Annotated in this window: 20 protein-coding genes; 6 read left to right on the plus strand and 14 right to left on the minus strand. The window is 46.8% G+C overall.

Going from position 1 to position 20,878, the window contains the following annotated elements; genetic code table 11:
* Nucleotides 1-157: 157 nt before the first annotated feature.
* The 4 genes from NST47_RS32095 to NST47_RS32110 form a co-directional block, all read right to left on the minus strand.
* Nucleotides 158-940 carry a hypothetical protein gene (locus tag NST47_RS32095; RefSeq protein WP_341158766.1) on the minus strand — a complete coding sequence of 261 codons (783 nt, stop codon included), beginning with the start codon at nucleotides 938-940 and terminating at the stop codon, nucleotides 158-160.
* 36 nt (nucleotides 941-976) lie between these two features.
* Nucleotides 977-1,756 (minus strand): hypothetical protein, encoded by a 780-nt coding sequence (locus NST47_RS32100; RefSeq protein ID WP_341158767.1) that lies wholly within the window; start codon nucleotides 1,754-1,756, stop codon nucleotides 977-979.
* Nucleotides 1,757-2,022: 266 nt separating this feature from the next.
* Nucleotides 2,023-6,765: a DUF2252 family protein gene (locus NST47_RS32105; protein ID WP_341158768.1), complete on the minus strand. Its 4,743-nt coding sequence runs from the start codon at nucleotides 6,763-6,765 to the stop codon at nucleotides 2,023-2,025.
* A 296-nt stretch (nucleotides 6,766-7,061) separates the two neighbouring features.
* The gene (locus NST47_RS32110; protein WP_341158769.1) at nucleotides 7,062-8,057 is read right to left on the minus strand and encodes an RNA methyltransferase; all 996 of its coding nucleotides are present in this window, start codon (nucleotides 8,055-8,057) and stop codon (nucleotides 7,062-7,064) included.
* A 357-nt stretch (nucleotides 8,058-8,414) separates the two neighbouring features.
* Between NST47_RS32110 and NST47_RS32115 the strand changes: the two genes are divergently transcribed.
* Entirely contained in the window at nucleotides 8,415-9,614 is a 1,200-nt protein-coding gene (locus tag NST47_RS32115) for an MFS transporter (RefSeq protein WP_341158770.1), read from the plus strand.
* Nucleotides 9,615-9,729: 115 nt separating this feature from the next.
* On the opposite strand, the gene NST47_RS32120 is transcribed toward NST47_RS32115, so the two are convergent.
* On the minus strand, nucleotides 9,730-10,503 hold the full coding sequence (locus NST47_RS32120) for an NUDIX domain-containing protein (protein ID WP_341158771.1): 774 nt from the start codon (nucleotides 10,501-10,503) through the stop codon (nucleotides 9,730-9,732).
* A 77-nt stretch (nucleotides 10,504-10,580) separates the two neighbouring features.
* A complete protein-coding gene (locus tag NST47_RS32125; protein ID WP_076233272.1) occupies nucleotides 10,581-10,763 on the minus strand; it encodes a hypothetical protein in 183 nt (60 codons plus the stop codon).
* Nucleotides 10,764-10,949: 186 nt separating this feature from the next.
* On the opposite strand from NST47_RS32125, the gene yhfH reads away from it, so the two are divergent.
* The gene (yhfH, locus tag NST47_RS32130) at nucleotides 10,950-11,144 is read left to right on the plus strand and encodes a protein YhfH (protein ID WP_341158772.1); all 195 of its coding nucleotides are present in this window, start codon (nucleotides 10,950-10,952) and stop codon (nucleotides 11,142-11,144) included.
* 34 nt (nucleotides 11,145-11,178) lie between these two features.
* Here yhfH and NST47_RS32135 read toward each other — a convergent pair whose 3' ends face one another.
* Together NST47_RS32135 and NST47_RS32140 are read right to left on the minus strand one after the other, a co-directional pair.
* A complete protein-coding gene (locus NST47_RS32135; protein ID WP_076233270.1) occupies nucleotides 11,179-11,580 on the minus strand; it encodes a hypothetical protein in 402 nt (133 codons plus the stop codon).
* 189 nt (nucleotides 11,581-11,769) lie between these two features.
* Entirely contained in the window at nucleotides 11,770-12,102 is a 333-nt protein-coding gene (locus tag NST47_RS32140) for a FlxA-like family protein (RefSeq protein ID WP_341158773.1), read from the minus strand.
* A gap of 356 nt (nucleotides 12,103-12,458) precedes the next feature.
* On the opposite strand from NST47_RS32140, the gene NST47_RS32145 reads away from it, so the two are divergent.
* The 4 genes from NST47_RS32145 to NST47_RS32160 all read left to right on the plus strand — a co-directional run bounded on the left by NST47_RS32145 (nucleotide 12,459) and on the right by NST47_RS32160 (nucleotide 15,873).
* Nucleotides 12,459-14,234, plus strand: coding sequence for a hypothetical protein (locus tag NST47_RS32145; protein WP_341158774.1), 1,776 nt, complete (start codon nucleotides 12,459-12,461; stop codon nucleotides 14,232-14,234).
* Nucleotides 14,235-14,302: 68 nt separating this feature from the next.
* A complete protein-coding gene (locus NST47_RS32150; RefSeq protein ID WP_341158775.1) occupies nucleotides 14,303-14,791 on the plus strand; it encodes a hypothetical protein in 489 nt (162 codons plus the stop codon).
* A gap of 35 nt (nucleotides 14,792-14,826) precedes the next feature.
* Complete coding sequence (locus NST47_RS32155) at nucleotides 14,827-15,336, plus strand: GAF domain-containing protein (RefSeq protein WP_341158776.1); 510 nt, start codon at nucleotides 14,827-14,829, stop codon at nucleotides 15,334-15,336.
* Between the two features lie 33 nt (nucleotides 15,337-15,369).
* Nucleotides 15,370-15,873 (plus strand): GNAT family N-acetyltransferase, encoded by a 504-nt coding sequence (locus tag NST47_RS32160; protein ID WP_341158777.1) that lies wholly within the window; start codon nucleotides 15,370-15,372, stop codon nucleotides 15,871-15,873.
* Here NST47_RS32160 and NST47_RS32165 read toward each other — a convergent pair whose 3' ends face one another.
* From NST47_RS32165 to NST47_RS32190, 6 genes are all read right to left on the minus strand, one after another.
* Nucleotides 15,874-16,920 carry a hypothetical protein gene (locus tag NST47_RS32165; protein ID WP_341158778.1) on the minus strand — a complete coding sequence of 349 codons (1,047 nt, stop codon included), beginning with the start codon at nucleotides 16,918-16,920 and terminating at the stop codon, nucleotides 15,874-15,876.
* Nucleotides 16,917-17,144: a hypothetical protein gene (locus tag NST47_RS32170; protein ID WP_341158779.1), complete on the minus strand. Its 228-nt coding sequence runs from the start codon at nucleotides 17,142-17,144 to the stop codon at nucleotides 16,917-16,919. Before NST47_RS32170 ends, NST47_RS32165 begins: the two co-directional genes overlap by 4 nt.
* A gap of 150 nt (nucleotides 17,145-17,294) precedes the next feature.
* Complete coding sequence (locus NST47_RS32175) at nucleotides 17,295-18,221, minus strand: SPFH domain-containing protein (protein WP_445667424.1); 927 nt, start codon at nucleotides 18,219-18,221, stop codon at nucleotides 17,295-17,297.
* Nucleotides 18,221-18,655 (minus strand): NfeD family protein, encoded by a 435-nt coding sequence (locus NST47_RS32180; RefSeq protein WP_240418222.1) that lies wholly within the window; start codon nucleotides 18,653-18,655, stop codon nucleotides 18,221-18,223. Before NST47_RS32180 ends, NST47_RS32175 begins: the two co-directional genes overlap by 1 nt.
* A gap of 262 nt (nucleotides 18,656-18,917) precedes the next feature.
* The gene (locus NST47_RS32185) at nucleotides 18,918-19,790 is read right to left on the minus strand and encodes a carbohydrate ABC transporter permease (protein WP_341158781.1); all 873 of its coding nucleotides are present in this window, start codon (nucleotides 19,788-19,790) and stop codon (nucleotides 18,918-18,920) included.
* Nucleotides 19,791-19,834: 44 nt separating this feature from the next.
* On the minus strand, nucleotides 19,835-20,791 hold the full coding sequence (locus tag NST47_RS32190) for an ABC transporter permease (RefSeq protein ID WP_341158782.1): 957 nt from the start codon (nucleotides 20,789-20,791) through the stop codon (nucleotides 19,835-19,837).
* Nucleotides 20,792-20,878 lie beyond the last annotated feature (87 nt).

The following is a 20,878-nucleotide window of genomic DNA, read 5'->3' on the forward strand; positions in this document are numbered from 1 at the left end:
CCTTATACATTCAATGCTGTTCGGTCAAAATCCTTTATTCGGACACCTATCTGACCTGAGAGGCTATAAGGAACTTACATAAGCAAAAACCCTCCTATCTCACTTAGGCAGTGATCCGGAAGGGTGTGGGTGCCATATCAAAGGTTTCTGCTGGTTTTTATAAAGCTTTTGTAAATGGTTTACGGTGTTCGAGCTTGCCCTGACCGAACATCAGCATAACTGTCAACACAAGCAGTAGACCAACTGCACTCCAGGCTGTATAAAAAATCGTATCGTTGTACGAATTTGCAATACCAATCGCTATTAAGCCCCATGCAGCAGTCCATATAAAGGCAGAATCACGGAAATTCATTCCTGTAATAGCCGCCACCGCTACTATGATGAACAGCATGAGTACCGTCCATACCGTACCCGAGAAATCTAAACCGCCTTGATTGAACTCTTGCAAAACTGCTGATATTCGCACCATTGTCATGACGAACACCCAGCTCAGATAGACACTGAAAGGTACCTGTACCAGCCAAAAAATGCGTGGATCGGATGACCACCCGTTCGGTCTTGTCCGCGTATAGATTACGATTAAAGATAATAGCAGGATCATCATCGCCATTAACGATAGCACGATATACAAATAGTGCCATAGCACAAGTGAAGCGATATTGAACAAACAGCTGATGACAAACCACGGTCCAATGCGTCTAATTTCTTCATGCTTGTACATACCCGGCAGCAGCTGTACGATTACAAACCCTGCCAGAAATACATAAACCGCTCCCCAAAGAGCAAGCGCATATGGTGCCGGGTTCATTACACTGGGAAACATCGCTGTAAGATCACTCGTATTTAATCCATTGAACGGACGCGCATTGGCAAGCCAGTTATACAAAAGCACAGCGAATAATGCAAACATATGAAGCCAACGAAGTACAAATGTGGTCATTGCTCATTTCCTCCCTCTTGTGCTGAAGTATCCTAACTATATGTGAGCACGCTCGTGATGACGGATAAATCCATCCTTGCCTGCTATCAGCCAAAGTGTCAATATCAACAATAGTGCCGCCGACCCCCATGCGCTATACATAATGACACTGTCATTTGTATTGGCAACCCCGATAGCGATCAAAGCCCACACACCTACTGCCGTAAACGCAGGATCACGGTAGCTTGTACCGATAATAAGATTCAATAGCACTGCGAGCAAGATAAGAATGACAGTCCACGTCGTACCTGACAACCCCAGCCCGTTCCATTTCAGATTGTACAGTACCGCCGCAGCATTCACGATCGTCGCAACGGAAATCCAACCCAGATAAATACTGAAGGGAACCTGGACGAACCATCGTATTATGTTATCAGCGGACCAGCCATTAGGTCTTGTCATCGTGTAGATGGCAATCAATGAAATTAACAGCCCAAGCATTGCAAATATCGAAGCCGTCGTAAACAGATACTGCCATATGAGAATCCAGGCGATGTTGAACAGGCAGCTGATGATAAACCATGGTCCTATTCGTTTAATCTCCTCATGCTCACGTTTAGCTGGGAGCAATTGAACAATCACATAACCCACAAGAAAAGCATAGATTAAACCCCAGATCATAAATGCATATGGCGCTGGTGTGATCTGGACTGGAAACATCGCGGAAACCTGTCCCGTTGTCAAACCGTTAATTGGAAGCGCATTCGCCAGCCAGTTCACATACAGCACAGCAGTTAAAGCTATGACGTTAAGCCATCTCAGGGCTGTATTTGTCATAATAATCCCCCTTACGATGATTTGTATCCTACCTTGAATCCTGCTTAATCAGCAATATCACAGGCTCCGGCTTGTCGTACAGCCTCTGCTAGCAGTATATGTCCATCCAGCCGCAGTCATACTGAGATTTTGCTATACCTTTTAATAACCAATCCAGCTGTTCTCTAATCGACCTGCTTATGATAAAGACAGAAAAACCCGCTTCATGCATGCAAGGAAAGCAGCATAAAGCGGGTTTGCCTGTAATGGATAATGATAGTTTGCGGTTAATCGATAAATTGCAGCTTCTGCAGCAAGCGCTTCAGCATCGTAGTCGCTTGAGCTCTTGTTGCCTGGCTGTCAGGTACAAAAGCGTCGGCAGTCATCCCCTGGATGATACCTGCGGCTACGGCCTGAGCCGCGGCAGGCTGTGCCCAAGCTTGAATGGATGCCTGGTCCTTGAATGACGCCAGAGCCGTGTCTGTCTTCAATTCGATCAAAGCTGTCTGACCTGATGCCTTCATCGCACGTGCAATCATAACAACCATTTGCTGGCGTGTGACCGGATCGGCAGGACGGAAGCTGCCATCCTCGAAGCCGTCTATCAATCCAGCCTTGGAGGCTGCGCCAACAGCACCAGCTGACCAATTATTACTTGGTACATCCGTGAAGCGATTCGCCTCACGATTTTCGCTTAATCCCAAGGAACGAATCAGCAGTGCGGCAAATTGTGCTCTCGTGATGTTCATGTCGGGAGCAAAGCTTTGCGCCGAGACACCGTCAACGATCAGCTTGGAGCCCAGCAGCTGAATATCCGCTTTGGCCCAATGACCGTCAATGTCAGTAAACTTGTTATTCGTTTGTACAATAGCATACACACTATTGCTTGGGCTTAAAATAATCGCCTGATTATCGGTAAATCTCGAAGGGATAAAGCTGAAGCTCCCGTCCGCTTCCACCCGAACCGCCGTTGTATGAGCGGCATCTATAGCTTGTCCGGTTGAAATCGTTCTTGCCACGTAATGATTGGATAATGAGGCATCCACCTGCTTACCGTTAGCCTCCAAGATGACCTTAAAGTCCATTGGTGCCCCTACTACCGTCATCCCATCTCTTGTCGCCGTATTCACGATTTGTGTTAAGGCCGCACCTGTTACTTTTTCAGTAACTATCGTGACTTTGATATCCTTGGCGTCTACGCCAAGCTGAAGCGCTGCCGCTGTAAAATCAATCGTTTCGATTGGAAGGCTATAGCTGGCAAGCTCAGATTTCACTGTGATCACTGCATTCGGTACCGATTTAAGGGCCTCCATAAGTGCTGCAGCCGGAAGCTCCACCATCGCGATCGGGTCATTACCTTTGAATTCAATCACAACTTGAGGGCTGCCTGCTTCCTCTTTTTTCAGTGATTCCAGAGCCTGTGTCAGCTTGAGCGAATCCACCGTCAGTCGGGTAGCGATTGTACCATCAGCTGTTGTTTCTTTGCTTTCTTTGACAGCACCTTCACCAAGAAGAACCGCTTCAGAGACGGTTGGCCCAGCGCTGTCACCTGGTGTTTCCGATCCGGTCGATCCAGCTCCGCTACCTGTTCCTGTTCCCCCCGTACCGCTGCTGCTGTTTGAATTGTTATTATCATTAATTCGGGTCAGTGTCACTGTGTACACCTGAATCGTCCCATCCTGCGCGGTTACTTGAACCTTGATTTCATTCGCACCTACATTTAATGCAACAGTACTTGGAGTACCGCTTGCTGCGGCAATGCCGTTAATAAGAATGGCTGCTTTCGCATCTGCAGCTGCTGCTGTTATTACAGCCTGCCGCATTTTCCCTGCATAACCCGTATAGCTTGTCGTGTCTGACGCAAATTCCGGAGTAAGCACGATATCATTCACGATTATCCCGTTCAGGTTAGCATTGCTGCTAAGCACAGGATCAACAGGTGTCGGATCAACGGGTGCTGTCCCTCGATTTACGGTAATGTTATAGGTTTGGGTCGTTGTCATATCTCTTGCCGTTACTTTGACAGCTATGGAAGTCGTATCGTTGGTCAAATCGATTCGCTTGTCAGTATTGCTGGCATATAAATCGCCGTTGACCGTCATGGAAGCTTTGGAATCCAATAAAGCAGCATTTACATCTACTGCCGATGTCCCGGCTGGTACAGATACCGTGTAATTCATAGTATTTACGGCAAAAGCAGGCGTTAGTGTGCCGTTACTTACTGTTAAACTGCCAAGATCGGCTATATCCACTAAAGCTCCGGCTGCCAATTCGGCCTTGACCAGATTATAATCCGAGACAACCTGTCTATAGTAATCCTCACCCAAATTAACGAGACTGGTCCTGAAGCTGTCCCATTTGCTTCCAGCATAAACATTGTTCACGACACTCTCTTCAAAGCTGTAAGGCACGTGGCCAGCAGGATAATCATTATCCGAGCGGGCATGTGCATTCGCGAGTGCCTGAGCGGCATAAGTTAAATAATTTTCAAAATCTGCCTGACTCGTAAATTTGGAATCCGTATAGTCACCTTTATAAGGCGAAATTTTTCGAATCAGATAGTTATGGTCAGCACCTTGAAGTGTGCCCAAATGATAATCAGGCTTGGTCAACATCCCTTGATAAGCCAATCTGGATCGCTCCGCATCCTTACCATTGAACGCATCATATGTTGAAGATTGGAACAGCGGACTATCTATGAAACCCGGCTTGCCCTGTTCCTTGACATCCAAAATAATATCATCATCGTTGCTGGCTGTCGGTCCTTCGATGAGAACGTTATAACGTTTCACACCGAGGCTTCCTAACCCTTGGTTAATACGCAAGGCAACATCCTTGATCTTGAAATAATCGCTCGACTGCCCTGCTGCAAAGGATTGAACGCTGTTGACATAGAAAGACCAATTGTCTGTAATATCCTTCAAATCAGCGCCCTTGGCCTGAATATATTTGTCTGTCTTGCTGTAATCAAAATTACGCGTAGCTGGAGTTGACGAGGTCAATGGCGCTGCTTTATCCAGCTGCGATTTTACTGTCGTTTTTACAAAATCATCCATTAACTTCTTTGTAAATCCGCTCAGCTTGTCAGAGGTAAGCTCGGCACTTTTCTCGTTATTATTGCCGTTCACGCCATTCAGTATTTGGATATAGGCATCCAGATAGTTTTTGGCAATTTGTCTGGTCGTGCTGTCATCCAGCGTAGTGGTTATATAAAATTTATCATCAAAACGAGCCAAATAAATGCTGGCTGTTGAACGAATCAGATCCCAGTAAAAAGGAGCTATGTAGGACTCGTCCATATCGTTCAGGTCAAATATGGCATATCCTTCATTGTTATCAAAATAGCCGACATTTTGAATGTGAAAATCACCGGATATCCAGGTGTTGATGTTGCTGAGCTGGCTCCAATCCGCAGGAACCGGAATAACACCGCCTAAATCCTTGTAAAATAATCCGCTGGTCGCACGGTAAAAGCTGAAGGCTGATTTGGACATTGCCGCATATTTGTATTCTTTCGTAGCCATATCATGAATGAAAGCATTGCGCTTCTTGATTTCCTGCAGCAAAAATTGCTTTCTGGCCTCGTCCTTGCTTAGTACAGCGGATGGTCGAAGCAGCGTGATACCGTTAATGGCATCTGAATCCGCTGTAGCTCCGCTGGTAACGGCTGAGGCTTTGATAATTACACTCAAATTCACGCTTTCGGTAACAGGACTCGTGGCCGAATTATACACCGTAAAGGTCACCGTATTCGCGTTGCTGTCGCCTTTGGCTTTAATACTCAGACCTGAAGGAAGCGTTGGTGCATATGTATAATCCGTTACGCTCAAGTCTCCGTTTTTCACATTCCCCACCTGTAAAGCGATCGTAAACGTATTGTTGTTCGGATCTACCTCGGTCACTGTTCGCATAGCCGTATCCGCATCATCCGTGCTTACAGTGCCTTTTATTTTCGGGGTATAATGAGAAAGTGTCACGCCGTCAATACTGGTAGAGCTGCTGTAAGCACCTGCCGTCACAGCAGTAGGCTTCAGAATGACCGATAATGCTTGATCAGCTGAGACATTGGTGTTAGCCGTTCCTGCTATTGTGAAAGTGATAGTTTTCGCCGCAGTATCCCCAACCGCGCTGCTCGTAAGTCCGGCCGGCAAATTATTAATGATGTAATCGTTAATCGGGGTCAGCGGACCTGCTTTCACTGTGCCTGTTGTTACGTTGATTATAAATGTGGCGTTGGCCGCACTGATCGTGGTCAAGCTGTCCATCATCACCATGTTGGCTCCAGTGTTCGCTGTGCCTTTGATCATGGGCTCCTTGGGGCTGCTGCTGTTGCGGGGTGGTATATCCTTGTTCACCGGATCTACAATTTCAAAGTCAGTCTCAACCGTGTCCGCATCCGTGTCCCAGCCATTTCCCAATCCTGGGTTGGTGGATGGTTTCAAGCCAGCCGAAGTATTTAACGGGTTGTAAGCTTTTCTTTTGTAGCTTTTTTTGTAGGACAAGCTTCCATAATCAAATACAAGATCGACTAAAACCGAGCTGTCCAAGGTCGAACGCGGATCATTAACAGCAATCGTCGATTGATTCTTGACCAGAGCGATCTTTCCATTGTCTTTATCCATGTTTATGGTTGTATCCACGGCGTCAGGTGTAGGCAAATCCGCACCAAAGTTAGCCGCTTCCTGTCCGAGCTTAACCAAATAATAACCGTGCGCCGGAATGGTCATACCCAAATCGACTTTTTTCCAGTTGGTCTTATTTTTACCTGCGTATTGCAGCGACCACGTGTCTGCTCCGAAGTTCACGTCCTGATCAGTAGGATTATATAATTCTACATAATCGTTTTTGAAAACAGATGGTTTGTCCGAAGCCGAATTCCCCCCGTAGCTGTAAATATCGCTGATCACTACATACCCCGCCTCCGCAGCATAAGCCTTGTCGTTGCTTACAAAATCACCGACAATTGGATTCATGATCAGCAGAGCTGTGAGCAGCCCAATTACCTTCCGCGATGTTTTCTTCTCAACCATTCACGTCGAGCCTCCTATTGAACTATCCTATGATATCGCTAATGAATACAAAACCTCCATAGCTTATTCATCATAGCAGTCGAGTTTCAATAGAAGATTCGGGCTATATAAAGATATTGTTAAAATCGCGGCATCTTCATAACAGAACAGGTCTAGAAAGTGAAAATGGCTTGAGGTGCTCATACAGACCTCTAAATCCACTCGGGACGGCAAGCCCAGGCCAGCGGCACTCCATTTCCTCCGGTGTCAGCACTTCAATGGGCAGCTCAAATTTTCGAGCCAGAAACGAACATAAACTAATGACAAACCAGCACCTGTCTGGAAAAGCTGCCCTTTCTTACTTCACAGCGGTCGGAGATCATAAATCCGGCTTGAATAACAAGCGCATCGATCGTTTCAGTTGTGACGATAACGGCTTTCGACGTAAGACCCCGTAGACTTTCAAGCATAGCTAGCTGATCTGCTGGCGATAGGACCGAGCATAGATTATAAGGCATATCCAGTACTGCCGCATCGTAGCTTCCAGTTAACATACGCATATCCTGGAGAGCGACGACATCCGGAAATCCAAAATGGGCGAGATTCATCCGCGCTCCCCGCACAGCAAGCGGATTGATATCCGTTCCAATCATATGAATACCCATAGATAGTGCCTCGATCAGGACAGTCCCGATGCCGCAGCACGGATCAATAGCCGTGATCCCCTCAGGAAAGGGTACTGCGATATTGGCAACTGCGCGTGCCATACGTGTACTGAGTGCCGTTGAGTACTGCTGCGGCTTGGAATTATGCTTGAGCCAAATGGCTTCATTGGTCTTGCACTCACCAAACAGCCAACGTCCATCCAAACAAGTAATTCCAAATAACCTGTCGGGACTACGCATCTCGGCCTTTCCACGTATTCCCGCTCCCACTTCACGCTCTATCTGCCTCTGCTCGTTATAAGGTAAAGACTTGTCGACAGCTGCAAAAACCACCTTGAAGGTTGCACCCTGCAGCTCTATAGCATTCACGGTGGATGCAAGAGCTTGAACCGTATCCTCCACGAAGCTCACTGCAAGCCGCTGCTTGATAAATGGACTCCGACTTGGGTCCATACCAATAGAGCTGACCACATAATGAGTGCCAAGGTTAGGCTCTTGGTGATTTAGGCTATATTCGCCGTCTCCGAACAAAGAACGCAGCTCCAACTGACAGAGCTGCGCTTCTTCTTCGTGGCAATTGTACATATACACGTAGCTTAGTGTCATGCTGTTCGTTACATTATCAGGATTATACTGATCTTCTTTCATGATGCACGTTCCATTCTTACGACCCAGGCAGCAGCCATCAGCCGGTTATTTGGTCAAATTTACAAGCTTAACTACATCCCGCAGCTCCACTTTACCAATAATACTACTATAAATGAATTTGCCAGTTCAAGCGAGGTTTAACCTGCTTCAAGTCAATAACCTGTAACTAACGCTAGCCCCAATTACCATATATATTGAATACAGCCAATACCGTTGTACAATTTACTTTTTCTTTATAAGAAATATCTTGCTTATACTCTCAAAAAATTTAATAATATGAAACAGGTCTTTTGATAGGTACTGCAGGATTACGATTGGAGCTTTATTATTCACCGCAGAAAGGTTGATATTGACATCATGGAATTATCTCAACGAGTTACCAAGGAACAAGCAGCCAAAGGAACGTTCCCCATCTCTATACTTTCTCTTACCGTTGGTGCCTTTGCCATTGGAATGACTGAATTTGTCATCATGGGTCTTCTTCCTAATGTAGCAGAGGATTTGCAGGTCAGCATCGCATCTGCAGGGCAACTCATAACCATGTATGCCCTTGGAGTAGCAATCGGTGCCCCTATATTGACCGTACTCACCCACCGAATCCCGCAAAAGAAACTATTATGCCTGCTTATGGTTTTATTTATTCTCGGCAACGGAATCTCAGTTTTCGCTCCCAGCTATGCTATTATGATGGGAGCCCGCATAATAACCGCATTGACGCATGGGACATTCTTTGGTGTTGGAGCTGTTATCGCCTCCAATCTTGTACGTCCTGACAAACGTGCCGGGGCCGTATCCATTATGATGGCTGGTCTAACCATTGCAAATATTATTGGTGTTCCGCTGGGGACATTTATCGGTCAACATATGGGGTGGCGATCTTCATTTGGTGCAATTGCTATCATGGGAGTCATAGCCTTGATTGGTATCCTTATCTTCATACCACAAATCCGGCAAGACAAACCAGCTAGTGTCTTCCTGCAAATTAGATCACTTATCAGGCCTAAGCTGCTTCTATACCTGCTGATCGGAGCACTGGGCAACGCCGGCTTATTCAGCGTATTTACTTATATTACGCCACTGCTTACGCAAGTCACCGGTTTTGCCGAGCATAGTGTAACTTGGATATTAATCCTATTCGGCTGTGGAGTGACCCTTGGCAACATCGTCGGAGGAAAACTTGCAGATTGGAAACTGATGCCCTCCGTCTTAGGACTTTACTTTACGATATGTGTCCTCCTTACCCTCTTCACCTTTACCATCTATAGTCCAACAGCTGCTGTATTGACCATCTTTCTGTGGGGAGCTGCTTCCTTCGCTGTGTTTCCAGGGCTGCAAGTACGGGTTATGAGTCTTGCACAGGCGGCGCCAGCGCTTGCCTCTACCTCCAGTCATTCAGCTGGTAATCTGGGAAATGCAGCTGGTGCTTTCATTGGAGGATGGGTTATTACTCATCTGGCTATAACATCCCTCCCTTGGGTTGGTGCCGTGCTCGTAGGGCTGGCTCTAATATTGGGAATAGCTTGCTATATCGCAGAACGCAAGCACGTTACGGCGTAATTCTTTTCATACCCTGATACAAACAGCCTCTGCTTCGATGAGAAGTAGGGGCTGTTTGCGGCATACGGAATTCGGAGGGCTTTGGTTGGACACGGAAACAGCTCACATCCATGAACTAGCTGTATAAGGAAAGCCTTGGCATGCTTCCTGTGAATCGATACAGCTGTGCGGCTCGCTGTGAAAACTCATTGGACTTCTTAGGTTCTCCCTTAGTATCCAGCACAGGCTCCAATACGCCGCTGCGGCTCTGGGTCGATTTCATTTTACGAATAAAATTGGCCTCCTCAAAATCAGGTACAACCGTTTGAATCACCTGATACAGCTCGCTGAGCGTGAACTCGTCGGGAAGAAACTCTTTGGCAATCGAGGTGAGCAGCATTTTGCTGCGAATCTGTTCCACAGCGTCCTGAATAATCTGCTGATGGTCAAAAGCAAGCTCAAGTCCAGGTCGCCCCAGCTCATTGACTGTAAACAGCCCTACATCTGCCGCATCATCGGCGGCTTTGCGCTGAGCCAGAAAATCCTCGTGCACGAGAGCAAAAAAAGCATGTGAAATAATCCACCCCCGCGGATCACGCCCCGGCTTGCTATACACGTTAAAATACTCCATATGGACATCCCTGATACCCGTCTCTTCTTCCAGCTCCCGTCTTCCCGTCTCATACATCGATTCCTTGTCATTCGAGAAGCCCCCAGGCAGCGCCCACATCCCCTCGAAGGGCCAAAGCTTGCGCTTGATCAGCAGCACCTTCAACTCCCGCTTGGGCAGCGACTTGGTTGTACGATTGGTATGCGCAGCCGTTATTGTGAAAATAACGATATCTGCAGGCGCACCGTCCGGCGTGCGATATTTTCCAGCTGTATAGCTTGAAGCGTTCTCTTCTGTCATAACGCCCTCTCCTTATATTCAATTCGATATATTCATTATGACATTTATAAATGATTTGTCAATGGTGCAGCCTGTGCCTACTGCTTGTCCCGTATTTTTTTAGCGATAAATTCAATGATTCCCGAAATCATAACAACGAGCGATAACACGCCCAATGCGTAAGGGGCAACCAGAGGAATGACTCGCAAATCGGAAATATGAATCAATCGCAAAAATAGCGGGTACATCAGCATCAGGATGATAAAAATGATCAGTTTCATCAGGCTCTCCTCTAACACAGCTGTAGGAATATAGGGGCTTTCGACAACTTCAGCGTGTATTCATCAGCGATAGTATATCATTGGTTCCGCTTATTCGACAAATTGGAAAATAGTTTTTGAAGCGCTTACATTCAATCTTTCTTTCGTGTTATAGTAGAAGTATCATGAACAAAGGGAGTGAATCGCATGTTAATGCGTACAACCGAGTTTTATGAATCGTTACCCGCCAAATGTTGTGATACGTGCAGCGAGAAGATGGAAGAAATGGCCGATTGCTACAGCAATACCTGTACCAAATGCCAGGGCCTGACCTTTTATCCACTCAGTCCCTTGTCAGCTTCAGGAGCTTTACCCATCCGCAGCAATCCATACATCGAGTAAAGCTCAAACGCCCAGATCCCAGGGCGTTTTTTTGTTAATCCACAACCCGCGCAACCTGTCCCCCGCATTCCGCGCAGGCCCCTTTAAGAACCAGACCGGATCGTTCACTATATATAGTATAATCACGAATGAGAACAGCTTTGGCGCACTTTCCGCACCAGACATTTTCGACGATAGCCTCACGGATATTAGCTGGAATTTCCATCCATTCTTTCCATACGTTCAGTTGTACGACGCTTGTGCTTTCTTTATGATCCTCATTAGGGAAAATCGTCAGAATGACCGGACCTTCCTTCAGCTTGGAGCCCAAATACTCCTGAACCTCTTCACTTCTCTTATAGCTTTCCACCAAAAGCTTCATCATTTCCTGCTTTGACAGCTGATTCAGCTTGCTTTTTAGCTCTGATATTTTCATCTTCGCTTTTTTGTCGCTCATCGGTCTCACCTGTCCTTTAGACTATTGTACCATGCCGTGAATACAGCGTTAAGTGGTTGTGCTTACCATGAGACAAAAAGCAGATTTCAAAGCAAAAAAATCCCCCTACCAAAGTAGGAGGAAGGCCTGATGGGTCGAACAAGGAAACCTTTTGCCCATATTAATCATGATTGGACAGACCGGCTAAGCTTAAATACGAATATCTATGCTGCTATCAGGATTCGTGCTGTTATTGATGTTCTTATTATTACTATTATTGTTTGCAATATCCTTTGTATTTGTTTCGGCTTGGCTGCCACTGCTCGAGTTCGATTTCTTTTGGGCAATTTGAGCTTCTATTTGTTGAATCTGCTGCTGATATTGCTGTACCTTTGCCTGCTTGGTTTTCGTATCGTCCTTGCTTGCGTTTTCGTCTTTTATTTGTTGCTCCAGCTTTGTAATTTGCTTCTCAAGGTTAGTGCTGTCACTCGTACTTGTTGAATATGAATAGGTGCTGCTTTGCGATACTGATGATATACTCATCCGATTTCCCCCTCTCTATGCAAAAATGAAGTTTACTGTAAAGCATCAACCTGCTGTCAAATGTGGGCTGACCGTGTGAATTAGTTTTTTTAGAAAACCCACATTATAGGTATCGATTTTTAAATTGAATGCTTGCTGAATTTTTGCTGAAGGTATACTTAAAAATGTTCGGAATTGAATGAAGCAGGCAAATTGTTCTGGAGGCATGTAGTACTCATAATCCAGCTTCGCTGCGAAGTGCTGCTTATATATTTGCTTGAGCAAAAATGCTGATTCGGGTAGACAACGCAAGGGTATAAACGGTATATTGTGAGTGATTCCCAATCAGGTACAATGTGGAAAAGCGAGGAAAACCTATGACATTTCAATATGGCTCTAACGATCCGCAAATTAAAAATCCGTTTAAACGGGAGGGCCTTCTTTATCTCGCAAGCGGTACGATAATCCTCCTGTTAGGCGTACTGTCGCTTTTTGCTTTGCGCAATCAAATGGTAGAAAGCGGTCAGGCTGCAGGATGGATGAATCTGGTTATTTGCCTGATTTTGCTTGCTGGCGGCGTCGCTTATGCAACCAAGGGTTTGATGCAGATTTTCCGCTTCTATGTCGGCCGGGGTATTCCGTCCAGCATTAGCCGCAATGTGGCACGAAGTGAAAAGCATGTCTTTGAAGCTAATCTGGTTTACCAGCCTGAAGAGCTGGATCAAATGCTAACCGGAAGGAAAAATATTACGTTTCGGGAGCCTACCACAATGCTGGATCGAATGATCTACAGTATATTTCCGAAAATGATCTTTTTGCCTTATTCCATGCGCAATTTCATGCATGTCCTTATTCAAAATACGGGTTATTCCTTGATCGCCTTACTTTTTTACTGGCTGGCGCTGCTGTCGGGCTCACTGGGTCTTACCCAATTGTCCCAATCATCCTTCAGCAGCTGGCTGGGAATTGGGCTGTCCGTTTGTTTGTTGCTGCTGTGGCTGTTCAACAAGCTCTCGGCCAAGCATACGAACAGCTTCCGTTTATTAGGAAGTAAGGGCAGTATCATATGGGTGATTGTCCTTAGTATTCTCGTTCCCGCCGCAGGAGAGCTGGCCCTTCGACAAGGCATTGAATTTCCGGATGCGCCTTTTCATCCAGTTTTGCATCTGGTTGCGCTTTATCTGATCATGCCGCTCCTTGCAGCCGCGAGCATCGTCTTGGCCAAATTCCGCTCCGAGCTGTATGAGCCAATGACCGAAATATCGGAGTTCCGCGAGCATTGGCAGGAAAATGTACACCCCAAGGATTTTTTCAGATCGCTAGATATGGAGCTTGCCAATCTGCGGTATAAGGAATTTCCGAATCGGGTTTACCGTGAGCTCAGCCCGAACCTGAATATGGAAGGCAGTATGGATAAAGGCAGCTTCGTCGGCGACACTATTCAGGAAACTCAGCCTGTATATGAGGAGATTGCTTATCCCCCATTGTTTCAACAGCTGCGGCTCTACATAGCGATAGCTGGACATGCGCTGGTTGTGCTGTCTGCGGTATTGTTATTTTTTCTCAATCGTCAGTATATCGATGGCCTGGTTTGGAGCCGCTTGTTTGACGGGATCTATTTTCCGCTTTTACTGTGGATATTCGGCAGCGCGGCTCAGACTCTTGCCCACCTCTACTGGGCGGAAATGCATTTTACAAGCTACCTGATTCATTTCCAGGGTGAAGGCACCTATACCGAATCCAAGCTGTCCGTAGGCATGGCGATCACCGATTCAACGCGAAGCGAGAACACAGTCGTCCGCACCTCCTTCAGTCCCTGGCTGTTGGTCACCCGATTGGTCACAAGCACACAGGCAAGCTCCGGTTCGGGCAATCTGGCAGGGCCGCGATTTGTGACCAGCATGCATAAAGCGGACGATTTGCTCGACCACCTAGTAGGCAAAATCCGGCGGTATCTCGGTGAACGTGAAATCATCGCCACGACGGTTTCGAATAAGGATTTGCAATCGATTCAAACCTTGTATGCCTTCAACGAAGCTGCTCCATCCAAGGAAGCCGCCACAAAGCTGGAAGGGCCGGAGCTCAAGAAATCCATTAGCCGCAGCAGTGATACAAACCAGGATGGACGCAAGGATGAGGACGGCGAGAAATAATCACAACCTGTGCAGAGTCAGAAATCGCGAGCCTGGGGTGATAAGAGAGCATGTGGAGATTGTATAGGATGTTACTGCTCGTTGGTCTATTGACGCTAATACTAAATGGATGTAACAAAGAGATGACCGTTGATGAAACAACAGCCGCAGCCTACGTCAAGGCACAAGGTTATGCCATTATGAAAAGTAACGGTGTAATCGATACTTATACGTTAGAAAAAGCTAAACTATCCGGGCCCATGGAATCGACGCCCTATCAACAGGCCTGGGGGGTTCAAAAGCTTGATCCTGATCCATATTTCGGAAAAACGATAACCGTATACGGATTTACAGTCGCCAACCATCCATTGGAAAAGATATACCACTCGAACACAAAGGTTTCGATCATGCTCTGTGAAGGTAAGGTGATCGGTGGCACTTCATTTCCTGATGATCATGGAGCCATGATGCGGGCAGGTGCGCCTTACTCGATAGACGGCAAAACTCTGGAGGAAGTCACCGGTATAACTTTTATAGAATGGATGGCAAATTGGAAAAAGAAGTACGGAAGTTCGTAACATAACAATAACAAATCTTTTAGGAGGTTGATTTCATGTTTCAACCCAAGCATTACGAAGGGAGTCCGGAGGAACGGTACACCCTGCTGCTGCGCCAATTGGATGCTTTAATTGAAGACGAGCCGGACCTTATAGCCAATCTCGCTAACGCCTCCGCTCTTCTCGGTCAATTTCTGGAAACCATCAACTGGGTCGGCTTCTATTTGCTGAATGACGCTAACACACTGGTTCTCGGACCGTTCCAGGGCTTGCCTGCCTGCACCCGCATTGCCTACGGCAAGGGAGTCTGCGGAACCGCTGTTGCACACCAACGCACCCAGCGTGTGGACGATGTCCATCTGTTTCCGGGCCATATTGCGTGTGATGCAGCTTCAAGGTCAGAGCTCGTCATTCCCTTGTTCCGCCATAACACGCTTATAGGTGTGCTTGACATCGACAGTCCTGTAGAAGCCCGGTTCACGGAAACGGACCAATATTACCTGGAACAGTTTTGTCAGCGCCTTACAGCTGATTGTGCAATTGAACGGCAGGAAGCCCTCGAATGATCATTATCGGTTTGGACAATTGGAGGTCTACACATGCACAATGAATACCAGATCGTGGACGCAAAGCTTGAGGATTTGAATACCATTATCGACATATATAACTCAACCATAGCCGGAAGACAGGTAACCGCAGATTTGGAGCCAGTGACTGTGGAAAGCAGACTTCCATGGTTTGAGGAGCATTCTCCCGATTTCAGACCATTATGGGTGGTGAAGCATGAGGATCAAATTGTCGCGTGGCTGAGCTATCAGTCTTTTTATGGCAGGCCTGCCTATAACGCAACGGCGGAAATCAGTGTCTACATCGCGGAGTCTTACAGGTCGAAGGGGCTCGGTGGCCTGTTAATCGCAAAAGCGATTGAGGAGGCCCCAAGACTCCATCTACATACTTTAGTCGGTTTTGTATTCGCACATAACGAGGCGAGTCTGGCGCTTCTCCGCAAGTTCCAGTTTGAACAATGGGGGTATATGCCGCGGATTGCTAATTTGGATGGCATGGAAAGAGATTTGGTTATTATGGGAAAAAGACTTGAGTAATTATTGTTCTGCCACGATGTCCGGGTTCGCTAACAGAATTGCCTCTGTGGTGTCCCAAAGTCGAGGTAAGAACTCGATCACATCCTTGGCACGGCGGAGAAGCGCATCCGTAGAAGTGATGCCGAGGTCGCTGATGATCGCATTAAACGCTGGACGGTGTGCATCCAACAGTTCCGGCGGGGCGTCTGCAGCCAGAATCTTGTGGCAGCGGGCAAAGGTCGCGACGATCCAGAAGACCGCTTCGCGATGATTACCGGCCTGTATCAGCTCACGGCTTCCGTCAATTGCGACTGATCGCGTCGTGGCGGTGATGTCGGTGCTGAAGAAGAACGGTGTTTGGGCCACGGCCGCAGCGGCGTCGAAGGTTTGTTCTAGCTCAGTGAGATGATGCTCAACACGTTCAGGTGTCAGGTGAGCGCAGCCAAGCAAATGCAGCAGCTCCAGGTAAAGATCATCATGACCGTAATCAATAAGTACTTTGCGCGCGGCAAGATAGCGCAGCCGCACAGTGGGATTACGAAGGGCAGCCACCAGCAGGACATGTGTCGTCACGCCTGTCGGAAATAACCAGGACGTCACCTGGTCATGCAGCGGAGCCGTGATGTCGATGGTCCGCAGTCCATGCTCGATCTTTTGCCGAACGTTCTCGCATCGACGTCGCACCCATATCCGTTCAGCAAAATGGCGGGAAACCTCTGTTTGCAAGCTGCGCAAATGTCCTGTAGGATCGGCTATGATCGTATCCATCCGAAAGCTGCCTGCCAGATGATAGGACGTCAGAACCTCCTCAACCGAAGCGAATTGCTTCCAGGACAAATATGTAGCCTCTAATAACGTACCGCGGTAGATGAACTTCCCCAGCTTAAGTGGAGGCTCATCCTGTGCGCTGACGATCACCACGTCTATATCGGAGGCCGCCGGCAGCTCTGAATCATCTGACAATCCGATCGTCGAACCACTGAAATACGCACCTCGGAATCCTTCCTCCCGACTGGCATGCTGCAGGACCCAATCAGTCGCAGCAGCTCGTGCAGAACCGACTCTCATAGACAGCACACCTCACTTGCACTCAGCTTTAAATCCTTCGAAGTGCGGCGAATAAGTCCCACTGCACGGCCAAATATCCCTACGATCGCTGTTGTTTCCGTATTTTTATTCATTTTATAAGTTATTTTGCGGTAAAAATACGGAAACAAAGGCGAGCGCTGACGCTTCTCCGGGATCATTTGGCCGCTCCGCTCTTTATTCACCGCACGTTTAGGATTTGCCATATAAACTACCTCCAGCGAAATTTTGAATACGATTCAACGTGATAGCTTAAAATGCAAAGATTTCAACAAAAAGGGCCGCATCTCATTAAGATACAGCCCTCTTTTGCTTCATTCTACCTAATTATGCTTCATCTTGTGCTGTGAATCCAGTTACTCTTTGGCTCTAAAAATTTCCCCAATCGCCCCAATACTTCCGAGCGTTTCAATAGCTTTGGTAGGAATGAATATTTTGTTGGCAGGTCCCTTGGAGATCTCGCTCAACGTCTCTAAAGAACGGTACGCAAGCACGTTCTCGTCAAGTCCTGCTGAACGCAGCAGCTCAATCCGATTTTTCTCCGCTTCGGCAATCGCCTGGATCGCCTTTGCCTGCCCTAATGCCTCAAGCTCCTGAGCTTGGCGCAAACCCTCGGCTTGACGAATTCTAGCTTCCTTATCCCCTTCAGCCTTGAGGATTTTCCCCTGCTTGTCACCTTCTGCCCGTAGAATCATATCCTGCTTGGCAGCTTCCGCTTCCAGAACAATCGCACGTTTACTACGTTCTGCCTTCATCTGTTTGTCCATCGACTCTTGAATATCAAGCGGCGGTTGAATATCGATAACTTCGACACGCTCGATACGCACGCCCCATTTTTCCGTTGCTTCATCAAGCGCGATCCGAATTTCGCTGGATATTTTCTCACGTCCGGATAAGGTTTCATCCAGCTCCAGCTTACCGATAATCTGTCTCATGGTCGCTGTGCTAATATTACGAACCCCATACACATAATCCGAAATTCCATACGTAGCCTGCTCAGGACCAACCACCTGATAAAAGATGATCGTATCGATCTTCACCTGAACATTATCCTTCGTAATCACCGTTTGCGGTGGAACATTCGCCTGCTGTACACGTAAATCGTGATGCACACGTACCTGATCGACAATCGGGATCAAAATATTCAGTCCTGGCGTCAACAGTCGGTTATATTTCCCAAGTCTCTCTACAACGGCAACACGCTGCTGCGGTACGATTTTTACCGTTAATGCAACAAATACAATGACAAGAATCAAGATAATGATAGCAACAGTAGCACCCATTAAGAAATACCTCCCCATTTTTGAACCTCTATTATTGTATTACCACGCTCGACAACAATGACAATTTCATCCTTTAACAGCTGTTCATTTGAAGAAGCACTCCAGGTTTCATTGCCTACCTTCACAATCCCATGCTTGCCTGGTTCGATCGTCTCCAGCACAATTCCCTGCTTGCCAATCATCTCGTCAATAACGTCCTTAAATCCTCTCGATGCACGAAAGCGGCGTGTGAGCGGTTTCGTAAAAAAGGTAAGAATAAGTGCTGTCAGACAACCTGCCAATATTTGCAGCACAAATGCATCAGGAGCTATCCAAGCCACAGCAGCAGCCACAACCGCGCCGAGTCCAAGCCAAAGCAAGTAAAATGTGAATGTCAGCATCTCCACAACCAGCAGTACCCCGCCAATGATGAGCCAGATCGACCATAATTCCATTTTATACACCACCCCTCTTGCCTTCCTAATTATCGTTCATTAGTGCCTTACACTAGTATATTCGCTAGCAAGTTGCTTCTTTCCTCTTTTCTATGGTGAAATAGTGCAAATTTACCAACAGATTGCGACAAGTTGCATGAAAATTCGATACCAAAATACAGAAGTAAGTCATCCATGCATGTCACGAGGCGCTGTCTCCCGTTAAACGCAAATAACGCGCCGATTGCGTATCGGCACGCGTTAGCTGCATTGTCTAATGAGTTTATCCTTTAACTGCTCCCAGCATAGCCCCCTGAATAAAATATTTTTGCACAAAGGGGTACACAACCAGAATTGGCAAAATCGCAATGAACACGACCGCATACTTCACATTTTGGGCCATAACGGAGCTATTTTCTCCTGCTCCCATCTCCGTCGTTTGCGAGGACATGTCGCCTTGAATAACGATGTTTCGCACAATAATTTGCAGCGGGTACAGCTGCTTCTCATTCAAGTAAATTAAAGCGGGGAAAAAGCTGTTCCAGTGCGCCACCGCATAAAAAATGAACATTGTGGCCATCACCGGCATCGACAGCGGCAGCACAACCTGCAGCAAGATCCGCCATTCACTGGCCCCATCTACAGTAGCCGATTCATGGAGCGCATCGGGAATTTCCGCAAAAAAGGTTCTCATCAGAATCATGTTAAACACATTGATCGCTGTAGGAATCAAGATAGCCCAGATCGAATTAACCATCCCAAGCGAATGGACAACCATATATCTTGGAATCAACCCACCATCAAAAAACATCGTGAACACGACGAAGAAGGACAGCAGCGCTTTGCCATACAAATGGTTTCTCGACAAGGGATAGGCACAAAGTGTCGTCATGATCAAATTCACACACACACCCAGGCACGTGTACAACAAGGTGTTGCCATATGCACGCAGTATGGAAGGATCGTCCAACACGACGCTGTAAGCCTTCAACGTAAGCTCAATCGGGTAGAGGAAGACGTCCCCTCTTTGCACAGATAACCCTGAGCTTATGGAAACAATTCCCATATAATACAAAGGATACACCGTGACAGCAATGACCAGTAGCATGATCATCACATTCACTACATCAAAAAGACTATACTTCTTCAAGCTCATCGGCTGCACCTCCTGATCTAAATACCCGAACGGGCTCAAATGGGTTAAAATAAACGGGTTCCATTCACTTTTTTCGAAATGCTGTTAGCCGACACAATAAGCACCAACGATAGCACCGATTGAAAAATACCAACTGCCGCTGCAAAGCTAAAGTCTGCGTCTATGAGTCCTCTTCGGTATACGAAGGATTGGATCACATCGGCTGTTTCATAAGTAGGACCGCTATATAACAAAATAATTTTCTCAAAGCCTACGGATAACATGTGACCGATCGTTAGCAAGAATAAAATCGTGGCCACAGTAGAAATGCCCGGAAGCGTGATATGCCGAATTTTATGCCACCGATTAGCACCATCAATCGTTGCCGCTTCATAGAGCAGCGGATCAATGGAAGCCAGAGCAGCCAAATAAATAATCGAATTCCAGCCCATGCCCTGCCATATTTCCGAGCTGATAAAAATCGTCCGGAACCATTCCGGCAGCGACATGAAGGTCTTGGCCTCCATACCGAACATATGAGTAATCTGATTGATCAATCCGGTTGTTGACAAGAAATTAACCAGCATGCCCGCTACGACTACCGTAGATAAAAAGTGCGGCACATACGTGACAGTTTGAATCACTCTTTTAAATAGCTGAACTCGGAGCTCGTTCATCAAGATCGCAAATATGATGGGTGCCGGGAAATAAAAAATCAACGAGTAGACATTGATCATTAACGTGTTGCGGACAACCTTCCAAAAATAAGGATCTGTCAAAAACTGCTGAAAATATTTCGTTCCCGCCCACGGACTGGCGAAGAAGCCCTTCATAATCGAGTATTCCTGAAAAGCCATTAAATTGCCAACCATCGGCGCATAATGAAAAATCAGAAAATAGACGAACGGGAGCGCAAACATCGTATAAAGAAACTTGCTTTTATTCAGCTTCTTGAGGATTCCTGTCCATCTATTTTTGCGGACGGCGACGCGCTGGGGCGGCAGCTTCTGGTGATCGATCACAGTTGATATAACAATCCACTCCTTTATTTAGAAAGTAGAAGGAACCAAGGCCCGTAACCTGAGACTTGGCTCCCTCTAGATCAGCTC

The organism is Paenibacillus sp. FSL H8-0034 (assembly GCF_038000305.1).
Taxonomy (GTDB): domain Bacteria; phylum Bacillota; class Bacilli; order Paenibacillales; family NBRC-103111; genus Paenibacillus_S.